This is a genomic window from Mucilaginibacter rubeus (genome assembly GCF_014643835.1).
Taxonomy (GTDB): domain Bacteria; phylum Bacteroidota; class Bacteroidia; order Sphingobacteriales; family Sphingobacteriaceae; genus Mucilaginibacter; species Mucilaginibacter rubeus.
Window position 1 is genome coordinate 73,569 of the sequence record NZ_BMKD01000006.1, and the last position, 14,701, is coordinate 88,269.

Here is a 14,701-nt window from a genome sequence, read left to right on the forward strand (position 1 = left end):
ACTATAATCTTGAATACTATAGGTATAATCCAAGATAAAATGTAACGAAAATTATTATCAACTAAGATTAATGCCTTACTGAAGTAATTTAAACAAAACCAATTCGTTTTACTCCTTTAAGTTGTAAATAATATTAATTTAGTAATATCATTAATACCTCAACCTTCTTTAAATGATTAGCAAGATAGAAAGGACAGCCGCGACCATGTCTGTAGGCTCGCCGCTACAAAATTTCGAGTTTTATACTTCCATTACTTTATTAACGGCAGTGGTAATTTTTCAAATCAGGTCGTCAACGAAAAAAAAGAAGCCCTGAATATTATTTGAAGTACTCGTAAGATATTTATAACATATAGAGTAATAAATGTTGCTCACCAGCAGGCAAATAAATATGCGTGCAGCTTAATTGAACTGCCGAAAATGAAAAGAAGACTGTAAGAGGCTTAGCTTTGCAAATTAAATAACAACCCATACCAGGAATACATCAGCAGGTATACTCATTTAAAAGTATCACCTGCTGATGTATTAAAATGAGCTAACTGAAGGCTTACTAAAGTTTAACGATATTGATGAAAGCAACATCGTTTTCCCTGACAGGAAGATGCTTTAACACCTTACCTGATGCATTTACTGTAATATCCTCATGCCAGATGGCTGCACCACTATTTTCCTTTTTTAGCTTGTCAACCTGTGCTTTTGTCAGTTGATCAGGTTTATTGAAAGACAGGTACGTGGTGTATGGATCATTTACCTTATATCCCGTTTTATAGATTTCCATCCGATATTTGCCGCTGGGCATACCGGATATTACCAACTCAACCTCTCCTTTTGATTTAGCAGGTAGGTCGCGGACATAGTAAGCCTGGTTATTGACAGAATCAGGCAAAGTATAAGTGTAATCCCAAAGCAACACCTGAACATCCCCTTTTTTATTTTTACAAGCCCAGGAGGAGCTATCCTGATCTGTTATTTCCGTTTCACCCAATTTGTTTAAAAAAGAATAGGCAAAAAAAGCCGGCTTCTTTATCCCCTGAGTATTGAGTAAACCGAAACCTCCGTGGAATGGCGTAAACCGTGGTCCGGCTTCTTCAAAGATGTCAGTGAACGTCCAGTAAGACATGGAATTGGCTGCAGATCCGGTTTGCTTCAATTTTTCAAGTATATATGCAGCTTCGTGATAGCTATCGTGTATGGGATCTGACGGAGTATAAGATGAGCTCCATTCAGTATAATGTAACTCGAGGCCCGGAATTGTGGAGTTTTCTATTTGCTTGCGTGAATTCCGAACATCACCGCTAACGCTTCCTTTGTTTTTGTCAAGTACGGTACCGGTTGAACCGTATTCGTCCAAAAAGCCTTGTTTTACACCATAAGCATGGGTACTTATAAAATCAATAGGAACTGAATTTTTGCTGCAAAAATCTATCATGTCAGGTACCCATGCCGCACCGGCGGTAGCCGGCCCTCCTACTTTATAGGCTGGGTTTACACTTTTTATCGCTTTCGCACTGTATTGATACAATTTAAAATAGTCATCTTGCGAACCGGTCCAAAAACCATCTTTGAGGTTCGGCTCATTCCAAACTTCAAAATACCATTTTTTTACTTCGTCAATTCCATACCGCTCGGTAAAATGCCGGGTAAGGTTACGGATCAAACCTTCCCATTTACTATAGTCTTTCGGGGGTGTTACATTTCCTCTCCACCAAAAAATTGTTTTATTACCACTTGCCAGCGCTCCCGGCATAAACCCCAGTTCAACAAACGGTTTCATGCCTATACTTAAAATATAATCATATAAAGCGTCAACGTATTGGTAATTATATTCCGGCTTACCATTCCTGTCTTCCCGGTAAACAGCCATATCGTCTGTAAGCAGGCCATGCATCCTGATATATTTAAAACCACATTCCTTTTGTACAGTGGCCAATTGTTGCTGCCAGTCGGCCCGCAAGCCTTCATTTGCACGCCCTGCTCCTACACATAAATTAAATGACGTATTAAAACGTCCTTTTTCTTTTTTAAAATCGATGTTAATAACCCTTTTAGCTTGATTTGCTTTTTCCGGGCTGTTACCCTGAGCAAAAACGTTACTAAAAAACAGGCTTCCTAAAATAATGGGTAAGATTTTCATATTGATTTTTATATCTCTGTTTACAAGACTTGTCTGATAATTATTATATGGAATACAATATTGGTACGCAGCGATAAACGAAGCTAAGCAATATTATATCAGAGGCGGCAAATGTATATTGTACCACGCTCCTTATTGTTGGTAAATAGGGATACAAATGTTAATTTTCAAATGATTGAATCTGCAATAACCTGCGCCGGCTTTTTCAACAGGTTTTAAAGTTGGTATTATTCTCGCATTTGTTAGTACTTTCCGGCTATTTTACCTTCAAATTTAAATGCCGATAGCTGTTCTTAAACGCTTCACTTTTACTTTTTTTTTGAATATTGTCGGCTCTGCAATGGCATTTCGCCTTCTATCACTGACGGAAATAAGTTTAATCAACTCATAATCAATTAGTTAATTTCAATTAACATTTGTACCCCCATTTGTAAACAATCGATTGCGATTTGTCATCTAATTTCATCCTCCATAAAGCGGCATATCTTCTATACCGATGCCGTAGTCTGATGCCTGAACAAAGGGACAGATGAGATAACCAATTTTATAATAACCTAATTTAAACTAAGCATTATGCCAAAACGCGTACTTATTAATGCCTGTGCCATTCACGAGGCAGCCCATTAAAAAAATCAATTCAGGATTTATTGTAAATATCCCGTCCGCATTACATCGGTATACTTCTGTGTAAACATACCGATGCTGTCCCCGACTCCAGTTCCACAGCGTCAAATGTGAATATGACAGGATAAATCAATGTCCGAAACCAATCAAATAAACAAACCAAATAACCAAACAATTATGAACCCCAATTAACATGGAAAAAGATTTACGAAAAAGATTAAGACATGTAGTACTGCTGTTTACAACTTTGTTGTTGTTAAACCTTACAGGTTACGCACAAAGTGTTAAAATTACAGGTAAAATTACCAGTGCAGACAATAATCAGCCGCTGCCCGGTGTAACCATTAAAGTAAAGGATTCGCCAACAGGCACATTATCTGGTGCGGATGGCAGCTACAGTATCAATGCAAAAAATGGGGATGTGCTGATTTTTAGCTTTATAAGCTACAATTCCCAGCAAATATACGTAAGCTCATCTACAGTTATAAACGTAGCTCTCAAACCAGCAACCAGCGACTTGAACGAAGTTGTTGTAATTGGTTATGGTACCAGGAAAAGACATGACCTTACCGGTGCTATATCATCAGTAACAGCGGCAGACCTATTAAAAGCACAACCTACCACATTTGACCAGGCCTTACAGGGAAGGGTAGCGGGTGTAGTTGTACAACAGGTATCAGGCCAGCCCGGTGGTGATGTTAACGTGCAGATCCGCGGTTTGGGTGGTTTTACAGGTGCTCCTCCGCTATATGTAATCGACGGCGTACAGATCCCGCCGAATGGGCAATCGGCCATTCCCGGTAATGGCACCAACCCCTTATCCAGCATCAACCCTTCAGATATAGCTTCGATAGATGTGTTAAAAGATGCTTCAGCTACCGCTATTTATGGTTCGCAGGCATCTAACGGTGTGATAATTATCACCACTAAAAGAGGTACCGCGGGCCCGCCGCTTATTAGTTATGATGGCTACCAGGGCTGGCAGAAATTGCCGAAATATTATGATGTAATGGATTTAAGGCAGTATGCTACTTTCATGAACGAAAAATCGGCAATTATCGGTTATGACATGCGGCCGCAATTTGCAAATCCGCAATACCTGGGTGCTGGTACTAACTGGCAAAAAGCGCTGTTCCGTACAGCACCTATGCAAAACCATAATTTAGCCATCAGCGGTGGTGATAACAGGACAAAATATTATATATCAGGCACCTATTTTTCACAAACAGGGATAGCGTTAGGCTCCGATTTTAAAAGGACTTCGGTAAAAGCAAATATCGATAATAAAACCACCGATTGGTTAAAGGTTGGTATCAACTTGAATATGGCGCATGTGGCCGAAAATGTTACCACTTCCAATACAGGTGTGATCTTGCAGGCGCTTAATCAAACGCCCGACGTAGCTGTAAAAAATCCTGATGGCACATGGGGTGGTAATGATCCCAATATTTATGGTGCGGTGGGCACTAACCCGTTTGCGATAGCAACTATTGTAAAAGATTTTAAAAGCCGCTACCAGTTGTTTAGTAATGCCTATGCAGAAATCCAATTCACCAGGGATTTAACCTTGCGCAATGAGGTTGCCGGAAATTTTGACTTTGCAACTGAAGATTATTTTAACCCAAGCTATGTTATGGGCGCTTACACCAAGAGCAATAACAGTGGTACTGCTTCAAGCGCGCAAAATTTCTATAACTCAATCTCGAATTATTTAACCTACCAGCACACATTTGCAAAAAAATATTGGGTAAACGTAGTGGCCGGCCATGAAGCCCAGTTGCTTAAAAATAGCGGCATATCGGCTACCCGAACCAATTTTGCAAGTAATAACGTACAAACAATCAGCAGCGGCGACGCCACAACTGCAACCAATACCGGTGTTAAAGGACAAGGCGCTTTAGAGGCCTATTTTGGCAGGGCTAACTTTACTTATGACGACCGCTATTTGTTAACCGCAACCGTACGTCATGACGGTTCGTCGAAATTTGCTGAAGCCAACCGGTGGAATACCACATACTCAGGTGCCCTTGCCTGGAAGATTAACCACGAAAGCTTTCTTAAAAGTGTAAAAGCGATTAATGATCTTAAGCTTAGGCTCGGTTACGGATTGGTAAACAATCAAAATATTGCTGAATATGCTTATGGTTCAACTCTAAGTACAATATCCACCGGTTTATCGGGTAATTCGCAAATAACTACTACAACTGGTAACCCGAACATCAAGTGGGAAACTACAAAATCATATAACCTTGGTTTGGATGCAACTGTGTTAAACGGCAGGATCAGTTTAACGGCAGATGTTTATTACCGCAAAACCAACAACCTTTTGCTTAGCCTTACCTTACCGTATTATTCAGGCACATTTGCCGCCGGCGGATATTCACCCGGCGCAGTGCAGGCGCCATATGTAAACGTTGGCGCGGTGAGCAATAAGGGCTTCGAATTTTCACTTAATACACAAAATATCCGGTCAAAATATTTTAACTGGAGCACCAACATCAACTTTACCCGAAATATTAACAAAGTACTTGCATTGGTTGACGGCACCCCGGCAATCTACGGATCTGTTTCCAAAACTGTTGTTGGCCGTTCAATCGGCGAATTTTACGGATACCAGGTGCTGGGTATTTACAAAAACGCCGCCGACTTTGCAAAATACACCGCCTTGCCCCAAAATGGCAGCGGTCCTATACCTATAACGCCAGGCTCAGGTGGTGTTTGGGTAGGTGATGTTATTTTTAAAGACATTAACGGAGATGGTAAAATTGATGCAAACGATCAAACCTTTCTGGGCTCGCCCATGCCTAAATTTCAATTTGGCATCAATAACAGCTTTAGCTATAAAAATTTCGACCTGAATATTTTTATGGCCGGCAATTATGGCAATAAAGTTTATAACCAGTTAAAAGTTAACGGCGATAATCCAAATCAAAACTTTGGTTATTTCCCATCTGTGTTTAACTATGCAAAAATCGGGTTGATTAAATCGACCGGTTCAAGTTCGGATATTAATAACGTATACATTACAAACCCATCTACAAACATTACCCGTATTAGCCAGGCAAGCGGTAATGATAACCAGCGTTTCTCTGACAAATACATAGAAAACGGGTCGTTTTTAAAGTGCAAAAGCATCGCTTTAGGATATAGTTTTTCAAATAACCTTTTAAATAAGATTAAATTAAAATCATTGAGGGTATATGTCAACGTAACCAATGTGTTCACCATTACCAAATATACCGGCTACGATCCTGAGATTGGCTCATGGAACCCATTAGCAGCCGGTATCGATAATGGATATTACGCTCAGCCGCGTGTTTACACATTTGGCCTCAATTTATCCCTAAACAATTAAAATCAAGATTTATGAAACGTATTAAAACAAATATAGTCTTGCTGGTTATCGGTATCATTATGATAAGCAGCTGCAAAAAAGATTACCTTACCCGTCCCCCTCTAACCGGTATCACTACTGATAATTTTTATAAAAGCGGTTCGGATTTAAGATTGGCCACAGCTACACTTTACGCGCAGCCCTGGGCTACCTGGAATAACTTTCCATTGCTCGGTATCGGAGATATCATGAGTGGCAACATGTTACAGCCGTATAATGGCGATCTTGTTCAGCTTACTACCTTTTCCATCACGCCGCAAAACGGAACGCTAACATCGGCATGGCAAAGCTTTTTTAACGTTATAGCGCATTGCAATATCAATATTAAAGCCATTAATACCAAAATGCCCGATAGCGTAGCCGTAAAAAGTAAAACAGGCGCTCTTGGTGAAATCAGGTTTATACGTGCTACTTCTTATCTTTATCTTGCCCAGCTATGGGGCGCTGTGCCAATTATAGAAGATAACGACAAGTTGATAGCTAACCCATTGGTACCTCGCCATAAGCTTGAGGATGTATATAAGTTTATTATCAATGATTTAAGATATGCCGTTGCCAATTTACCGCGAACTGACCAGCCTGGCCGTGTTACTACGTGGTCGGCCCAGGGTATGCTGGCAAAAGTTTATTTAAGCAGAGCCGGTTTAAATCAAAAAGGCTCACGTAATCAGTCTGATCTGGACAGTGCTGCGTACTACGCCGGGAATGTTTGCAAAAGCAGCGGTTTAAGCCTTTTACCAAGCTACTACAATCTTTTCAGGACCCAGTATAATGACAATTCTGAATCACTATTTGCCTATCAGTGGGCGCCTGGCGTACCTTACGGGCAAGGTAATTCCATACAAGCCCAATTTGCACCAAGCGGCAGCATCGTTACAGGCGGGGGCGGCTGGGGCGGGGCGATTGGCCCAACAATAGATCTTGCAAACCAATATACTACTCAGGACTCGGTACGCCGTAAAGCCACATTTATGCTTACCGGCGACAAATACCGGGAGCTTAACGCGGCAGGCGGAGGTTACACGGCAACCGGCGTAAACGTCAAAAAACACATTGTTGGTACCGCCGCTGATAATAACTCACCAACTATGGACCTTTGGTCATCTATCGAGCATAATGCGGTATTACGCCTTGCCGATGTGTACTTAATTTATGCCGAAGCCCTATTAGGCAACAACGCATCTACAACAAACGCCGATGCATTACTTTACTTTAACCAGGTACGCAGCAGGGCCGGTGTTGATATTGTCACCGTCCTAACTCCTGATATTATCAGGAAAGAAAGACGGATTGAACTTGCATTCGAAGGCCAGTACTGGTTTGATCTTGTTCGTCTTTCTTATTACGATCCACAGGAAGCGATTAAGATACTTCATTTGCAAACTACCCCTACTGATAATCCGGATCCTAACAAGAGATATATACCCCGGTCACAATTTAGCTATGATCCGGCCACCGGAATTAAAACAGCTTCAAATAACAGCCTGATCATAACCCCGCCAAGCGCAAATACATTTACACTGCCTATACCGGCAAATGAGCAAACAGCAGATCCTAAGTTATTGGAGGCGCCTGTACCTTATTATTAGTAGTATTCTGAATCATTTGATAATTCTTAAAATCATGAAAAAATTAAATTATTATATCAAAAGCTGCCTGCTGGTTGCCCTGCTTGCTGCAGTGGTTTGTATGCAGTCTGGCTGCAAAAAGGATAATTCGTCATCATCAAAAGGGACCCCGGTAATTACCTCTATCCGTAATTATGTGGCCCATCCGGGCGATTCGCTTTTAAGCAGCGTGGGTACAGGCCAATGGATAGTTATTTCAGGTAAAAATTTAAAAGGTGCACTTGCTATCAATTTCGATGGCGTAAAAGGCTCGTTCAATGATGCCTGGTTTTCTGATACCAGCGCTATTGCCCTGATCCCGGCAGTTATCGCGTTCCCAACAATACCTTCAGATAAACTGAATACCATACAATACATAACCAATCACGGTCAAACCACGTTTTCGTTCCCTATTGTTCCCCCCGCCCCTACCATCTCGGGAATTTCTAATGAAGACGCTAATCCTGGTGATTCGGTTAAAATAAACGGCCTTAGCTTTTTCTTTGTTAAAAGTGTTAATTATGGCGGCATTGACATAACCAGCTATAAAGCATCAAATGACGGTACGTTCATCAGCCTGGCAGTACCTGCCGGCTTAACCAAAGGGCCGGTAACAGTATCCACCAAATCGGGGAAAGTTACGACTACTTACAATGTGCACGATTTTGTAACCGGTGTATTAAACAATTATGATAATATAAATAATTTTTCGTGGGGATCTGGTACATCCGATAATTCTGCCGGCTACCCTGGCAACACTGGCTATTATGGGATAATGAAAGCATCTAATGTTTCTGCGGGCGACGGAGCCTGGTGGACTGACGGTCATTCAATTAATATAAACCCGGCACAATGGGTGCCTAAAGCTAACTTAACAGATACCTTAAGCCATTATGCCGTAAAGTTTGAAATATCGGTGACTAAGCCATGGACAGACGGTTCAATCAAAATTCTAAAAGATTATGGAAGTTACACAGCGCTTTATCGCCCGTGGAATACAGCTTCCGGTTCAAAAGTCGCGTTTACTACAAAAGGCTGGCAAACAGTTACTATTCCGTTTTCAAGTTTTATAAACGACAAAGGTTTCCCTGCCGCAACACTTACAGATTTTCTTGGTTCAACCGGTGCTGGCGGCATCGAATTCCAATTTATCAATGACAGTTCAAACACAATCCAAACTTTTGAGGTGGCTATTGATAATATCAGGGTAGCAAGAATTAAATAAACGAGAGAGTTAGTTGATTATAAATGAATGCGCGGGGTCTTAACAGGCTCCGGCATTTTTTTAGCTGATGCCTGGATATAAAACTCTGAAAGCTGAGATACGGAGAAAACTCCGGTAAAGAATTTAATATAACTGTTCATAACCTGACAGCAGTTTAAATTAAAAAGTAAAAGTTAGTTGAATAAGTGAATGCCTGGGGTTGTAGCAGGGCCCCGGCATTTTTTAACGACATAAGCTAACAATGTTATGTGCGGTATGAAATTTAAAAACTGTTCCGCATACATCAAATGACCATATCATAATTGTTCCAATACTTACCTAACCCAATAATCGCATGCAAAAACAAACAAAGAATTTATTACCAACCAGTTAAAAAATGAAAAAAACATTTTTCTTAAAACCAGTATTTTTAATAGCAATCGTATTGATTTCGTTTTTTTCGTGTAAAAAAACGAATAATGCACCGCCGGAACTTACCGTAAACCAAACAGCAATAACTTTTACGCCCGAAGGCGGTACGCAGGATTTTTCTATTTCGTGTAATGCAACATGGAATATCGTTAATCCAGGCTCTACCTGGCTGCAGTTAAGCACTACCTCGGGCAACAGCGGCAGTATCGTCATTCATATCAAAACGTTATCAGAAAACGGTACAGGATCAACACGTTCCAGTACCTTGACCATAAACTCCTCAAACGGACAGGCACGAACCTTAAAAGTATCTCAAACATCTAACCTTTTTCCTAACTACAATACATCGCCAATAGCTCCTGATGCAACCGGGATGAGCAGTAACGCTGTTCAGCTTGCCGCGAAAATAAAATTGGGTTGGAATATCGGCAATACACTGGAAGCTTCTGGCGGCGAAACAGGCTGGGGCAATCCGCTAATCACTGAAGATTATGTAAAATTTGTAAAACAGCAAGGCTTTAATGCTATACGCCTTCCCTGCGCCTGGAACATGGGCCATTTAAGTAACCCGGCAACTGCGCAAATAGATCCAAACTGGATAAAAAGGGTTAAAGAAGTTGTAGGGTATTGCGTAAACAATGACATGTATGTGTTGCTTAACATCCATTGGGATGGTGGCTGGCTTGAAAATAACATTACCCAAGCCAAACAAGATTCAGTTAATGCTAAACAAAAGGCATTATGGGAACAAATTGCAACGGCCATGCGCGATTTTGACGAACATTTGATGTTTGCCAGCGCCAATGAGCCGGCAGCAGATGATGCCGCAGCAACAGCAATACTTTCTACCTATCATCAAACCTTTATTAATGCGGTTAGATCAACCGGTGGTAAAAACGCCTATCGTGTACTGGTGCTTCAGGGCCCTTCTACTAATATGGAGAAAACAAGTGCTTTTATGACCAATCTCCCGCAAGATCAGGTGACAAACAAACTGATGGTAGAGGTACATTACTACTCTCCATTTCAGTTCTGCTGCCTGTTGGACAATGATGCAAGCTGGGGTAAAATGTTTTATTATTGGGGCACAGGGCACCACTCGGCTATTGAACCTGAACGAAATGCCACCTGGGGCGAAGAAAGTGATGTCGATGCCTCATTCAACCTAATGAAAACAAACTTCGTTGATAAAGGGATTCCTGTTCTTTTAGGCGAATATGGTGCCTACAGGCGTGACAATACTGCGCATGTCCCTTTAGATTTACCGACACACGAGGATGCGGTAGACTATTGGAATTTTTATGTTACAAAACAAGCGAAAACACGTGGCATGCTGCCATTTTACTGGGATACAGGCGGTGCCCTGGATAGAAGAAATTATACCGTAAAAGATCAGCGGACGATAACCGCTATTAAGCAAGGCGCAAATTAAAAAAAACGCCCGGGGCTTCCACTGACCCCGGGTATTTTTTTGTCGCCATCTAATCAATAATGAACTCAACTGAGCTCATTATTGATTATTCATTTTGTTGCGTCATTAACCGTTTTACTATCTACAAATTGTTCAAAAGATATTATGCTGTCGTTTTCCAATTGCCATAGATGCGCCACGCGCGCTTTAAAAAATTTGTTTGTTTCTTTATAGGTGCCGCTATAGGTACCAAAGGCAACTACTTTATCGCCGTCAGCAACATAATCCTCCGGCGTAAACTTATAATCGATCCACTCGGTAGCCAGGCGGTAAAATACATTTTGGGCAATCGCTTCAAAACCTATATAAGTGCCGGCGAGAGGAAATCCCTCGGCCTCTGTCCAAACAGCATCAGATGCGAGAAATTTTTGAAGGTTTTTACCATTCTCTTCCGAAGATTTGCCTTCGTAAGTGCTCTTTACAATTTCAAGATTTGTCATTGCTTTTAATGTTTACCATTTCATTTCGCCTGTATTTACTTTAGCTCCAATCTGAAGTGCTATATCAAACTTAAGATCGGGATAATGGCTCTTTACAGCATCAACCAACTCCCCTGATGTTTTATTTGCTTTCAGGGCTTCTTCGTAAAATAAAAGGTAGTTTTTAGTGTGGGACACTGACGTAGTATCGAAAGCGGAATACTGATCAGTATGGGCAGGAATTACAATAGATGGTGCCAGAGCAGTAATCTTATCCAGGATAGCAATCCATTTACCTCGGGCATCGGGCGTTTGTGCGTCGGCTGTCCATAGGTTGAAATTGCTGCCAAAAATATTAATGCCCCCTATTACAGCTTTTATAGAAGGGATCCATACAAAAGATCTTGAAGAGAATTCCTCAAGTCCGTATATTTCAATTTTTTCGTCCTCCAGTTCAAATGAACTGTCCTTTAGCAATTGCGGCAATACCACATTTTTGGTAAGGGCATTGCCAAGGCGGCCTCCCCAAACGTCAAGCTTTTTTTGCGAGGTTGCTTTAATATGTTCAATAGTTGTATCATTTGCATAAACTGTGACTTCAGGAAAGTACCGTTTGAAGACCTCTAATCCAAAATAAAAGTCGGGATCGGCATAACTGATATAAATTAAAGATAATTTCTTACCCGAGCTTTTGATATGCTCCGCAACAACTTCCGCCTCGGCCAGGGTAAACTGGGCATCGATGAGTATTGCTTCCGTCTTCCCCGAAATAATTGTTGATGTTACGCCAAAACTGGTTTCTGCTGCAATAAATACATCAAGTGTAAGATTGCCTGATTGAAATTGTTTAAATTGCTGTGCCTGCGTTTCCATAGTTAAAAACCTTTTGTTAAACCTTATTGATTAATAGATTAAACAAAGGTACCCATGGTCAAAACGAAAAACATTGAACAAGTTCAACAAACGCAAAAAGACAGCTACTTCTCCTTTGCCAGTTTATTACGGATTTTGCTCAAAAACTCATGACTAATCCCCAGGTAGGCCGCTATTTGCCTGTTGGATAACCTATTGTATAAATCCGGATACTTTGCTAAAAAGTCCTGGTATCGTTTATCGGCCGTTTTACTCAAATTATCGATCATCCTGCGCTGCAAGGCTACATGCGTTTTCTGCGTCATGATACGGAACAGCTTCTCAATGGCAGGGAAATGCTCATAAGCGAGGTCCTTGTTTTTCCGGGAAATGACCAGGACTTCACTATCTTCCAAAGCTTCAATAAATAAATTTGACGGTTTTTGGTTAGAAAAACTGTCTATATCGGCAATCCACCAATCTTCGGGCGCAAAATAAAGAACTTGCTCAACACCTTTTGCGTCCACATGGTAAACACGGAAAAGTCCTTTCAGCACAAAACCTTCATGAGCACAAATTTGTCCTTCTGATAGAAAATAGCTTTTTTTCTTAAACAACCGGGGTTCAAAAAGATCATGAAACTGTTGCAGTTGATCTTCGCTGAGCGAAACGTGCCTGGCGATGTTATTACGCAGTAGTTGATTCATAGAATATAATTAATAACACAACACAGGAGAAAGCCAAGTCAAGCATATCATATAACAACCTTTATACACCTGATATTCACTTTTCTATCTTCAAATACGTTTCTTAAATTAACAAATCTTCTATTAATTTACAGATAACGCGGTTTGATTTTTATAAAATAAATATGGTAAAGAGCTGCTTATCGACTGCTTTTAATGTAGCGAAAATAGTAGATCGAAGTTTATCATTGCAGGAATTGCACGCAGCTTCCTTTTAGTCTCCAGAAAAAGACAGGCCCTTCTGTTGAAGCAGAAGGGCCTGTCTTTTAATTTATTTATCTTAAGCCGATTTCCCTTAATCAGCAAGCTCAATCCTAAAACCTGATACCTTCCAGGCGGGCAAGTTTACGGGCTTTTTGATAACAAGTGCATCCGCTACCTGCTGCCATTGTATTTTTTCTTTGCTGCCTAAAAGTTTCACGGAGCGTATTTTTTTGATGTTTATTACCGACGATTTACCAAGCGATTTGATTCGAATATCCGCGGTGGGGGTGTCAAGCAGAAATGCATATAACTTATTGCCATTGCTGGTGAAACGGATATCTTCAGCAGTGTATTTCATCCGGTCTTCATTAAAGTTATCGGATTTAACTTTCACTGCGTTTTCCGGGCGTTCTCCAAATTTTTTCCATGGTCGTGATCCGTAGATCCCTTCGCCATTAGCAGCCGTCCATTTGCCTATCTCATCAAGTGTATTCAACATATCGGGCTCTAAATCCCCCTCGGGTGTTTGCACAATGTTTATCAGCAGGTTACCATTTTTACTTACTATGTCTACCAGCATTCTTATAATATCAGTTCCGCTTTTGTAGGTTTGGCCGGTACGATAAAACCAATCACCTATAGAAGTATCCGTTTGCCATGGATACGGGCTGATTGAATCCTGAACGCCCCGTTCAAGATCCTGTACCCACATACCCTGCGAAGGTTGCTTGCAATTATACACAGCGGTGAGCTGCCCATTGTTGTAGGCGACATTTCCGTTGTAAAAATTAGCTAGCATGTCACGGCCAATATCCCCAAACGGGAAGCCGCCATCTGAATAAAGCAGGTCGGGGTGATAAGTATCTACCAGTTCTTTAATAGATTTATACCAGGTACGCTGCCATTCAGGATCTGTAGTATACCAGCCGCGATCATCGGCTTTCGCTTTCGGGTGATATAAGTCAGCATAAGCTGGATCATTCGCATCGTATGGAACACCCTTGTAAGCGCCGGAGGTATCGGCATTATGTGAAGGCTGGTACCAGGTATAGCTTGCGCCCAAATGCTCCGACACGCCAAATTTAAGACCGTTCTTCTTAGCCTCCTTCTGCCAAATGCCAACCACATCTTTATGGGGGCCTATTTGTACGGCATTCCACCGGTGCAGTGAAGAGTTCCATAAAAAGAAATTATCATGATGAGTGCCCATGCTAACAAAATATTTTGCCCCGGCTTTTTTATATAGCGCCATCAATTTCGCCGGATCCCATTTTTCAGCCTTCCATAATGGTATGATGTCTTTATAACCAAACTTTGACGGATGCCCGTAATGTGCAACGTGATATTTATTTTGTTCGCTGCCCTGAATATACATGTTACGGGCATACCAATCACCCTGGCGGGGCACGGCTTGCGGCCCCCAATGCGCCCAGATACCAAACTTGGCATCTCTGAACCACGCAGGATACTGGTATTGTTTAAAAGAAGTATCCGAAGGCTTGAACGGGCCATTGTTAACGGACAGCTCTTGTCCGCGCAGCATCAACGACATCCCGGACAGGACGAAGCTAAGCGCGAAAATCTTTTTAAGGTTAGTTATCATTTTTTCAGGTA

The 14,701-nt window shown here is 41.3% G+C and carries 9 protein-coding genes; 4 read left to right on the forward strand and 5 right to left on the reverse strand.

Annotated features, from left to right (window positions below):
- Window positions 1-550: 550 nt before the first annotated feature.
- Entirely contained in the window at window positions 551-2,134 is a 1,584-nt protein-coding gene (locus tag IEX80_RS19290; protein WP_176628655.1) for a GH39 family glycosyl hydrolase, read from the reverse strand.
- A gap of 817 nt (window positions 2,135-2,951) precedes the next feature.
- On the opposite strand from IEX80_RS19290, the gene IEX80_RS19295 reads away from it, so the two are divergent.
- The 4 genes from IEX80_RS19295 (at window position 2,952) to IEX80_RS19310 (ending at window position 10,827) form a co-directional block, all read left to right on the forward strand.
- Complete coding sequence (locus IEX80_RS19295) at window positions 2,952-6,113, forward strand: SusC/RagA family TonB-linked outer membrane protein (RefSeq protein ID WP_188833827.1); 3,162 nt, start codon at window positions 2,952-2,954, stop codon at window positions 6,111-6,113.
- 11 nt (window positions 6,114-6,124) lie between these two features.
- A complete protein-coding gene (locus tag IEX80_RS19300) occupies window positions 6,125-7,741 on the forward strand; it encodes a RagB/SusD family nutrient uptake outer membrane protein (RefSeq protein ID WP_188833828.1) in 1,617 nt (538 codons plus the stop codon).
- 34 nt (window positions 7,742-7,775) lie between these two features.
- On the forward strand, window positions 7,776-8,984 hold the full coding sequence (locus IEX80_RS19305; RefSeq protein ID WP_090533186.1) for a glycan-binding surface protein: 1,209 nt from the start codon (window positions 7,776-7,778) through the stop codon (window positions 8,982-8,984).
- 376 nt (window positions 8,985-9,360) lie between these two features.
- The gene (locus IEX80_RS19310) at window positions 9,361-10,827 is read left to right on the forward strand and encodes a cellulase family glycosylhydrolase (protein ID WP_188833829.1); all 1,467 of its coding nucleotides are present in this window, start codon (window positions 9,361-9,363) and stop codon (window positions 10,825-10,827) included.
- Between the two features lie 89 nt (window positions 10,828-10,916).
- On the opposite strand, the gene IEX80_RS19315 is transcribed toward IEX80_RS19310, so the two are convergent.
- From IEX80_RS19315 to IEX80_RS19330, 4 genes are all read right to left on the reverse strand, one after another.
- Window positions 10,917-11,306, reverse strand: a complete 390-nt coding sequence (locus IEX80_RS19315; protein WP_188833830.1) for a nuclear transport factor 2 family protein — start codon at window positions 11,304-11,306, stop codon at window positions 10,917-10,919.
- A gap of 12 nt (window positions 11,307-11,318) precedes the next feature.
- Window positions 11,319-12,158 (reverse strand): MBL fold metallo-hydrolase, encoded by an 840-nt coding sequence (locus IEX80_RS19320; protein WP_188833831.1) that lies wholly within the window; start codon window positions 12,156-12,158, stop codon window positions 11,319-11,321.
- Window positions 12,159-12,262: 104 nt separating this feature from the next.
- Window positions 12,263-12,844 (reverse strand): Crp/Fnr family transcriptional regulator, encoded by a 582-nt coding sequence (locus tag IEX80_RS19325; protein ID WP_090533193.1) that lies wholly within the window; start codon window positions 12,842-12,844, stop codon window positions 12,263-12,265.
- 334 nt (window positions 12,845-13,178) lie between these two features.
- Entirely contained in the window at window positions 13,179-14,690 is a 1,512-nt protein-coding gene (locus IEX80_RS19330) for an alpha-L-fucosidase (protein WP_229701683.1), read from the reverse strand.
- Window positions 14,691-14,701 lie beyond the last annotated feature (11 nt).

Excerpts from the sequence above, each read along its gene's own strand:
- IEX80_RS19315 (WP_188833830.1), bottom strand. The coding sequence starts at position 11,306 with ATGACAAATCTTGAAATTGTAAAGAGCACTTACGAAGGCAAATCTTCG.
- IEX80_RS19290 (WP_176628655.1), bottom strand. The coding sequence starts at position 2,134 with ATGAAAATCTTACCCATTATTTTAGGAAGCCTGTTTTTTAGTAACGTT.
- IEX80_RS19330 (WP_229701683.1), bottom strand. The coding sequence starts at position 14,690 with ATGATAACTAACCTTAAAAAGATTTTCGCGCTTAGCTTCGTCCTGTCC.
- IEX80_RS19295 (WP_188833827.1), top strand. The coding sequence starts at position 2,952 with ATGGAAAAAGATTTACGAAAAAGATTAAGACATGTAGTACTGCTGTTT.
- IEX80_RS19300 (WP_188833828.1), top strand. The coding sequence starts at position 6,125 with ATGAAACGTATTAAAACAAATATAGTCTTGCTGGTTATCGGTATCATT.
- IEX80_RS19310 (WP_188833829.1), top strand. The coding sequence starts at position 9,361 with ATGAAAAAAACATTTTTCTTAAAACCAGTATTTTTAATAGCAATCGTA.
- IEX80_RS19320 (WP_188833831.1), bottom strand. The coding sequence starts at position 12,158 with ATGGAAACGCAGGCACAGCAATTTAAACAATTTCAATCAGGCAATCTT.
- IEX80_RS19305 (WP_090533186.1), top strand. The coding sequence starts at position 7,776 with ATGAAAAAATTAAATTATTATATCAAAAGCTGCCTGCTGGTTGCCCTG.
- IEX80_RS19325 (WP_090533193.1), bottom strand. The coding sequence starts at position 12,844 with ATGAATCAACTACTGCGTAATAACATCGCCAGGCACGTTTCGCTCAGC.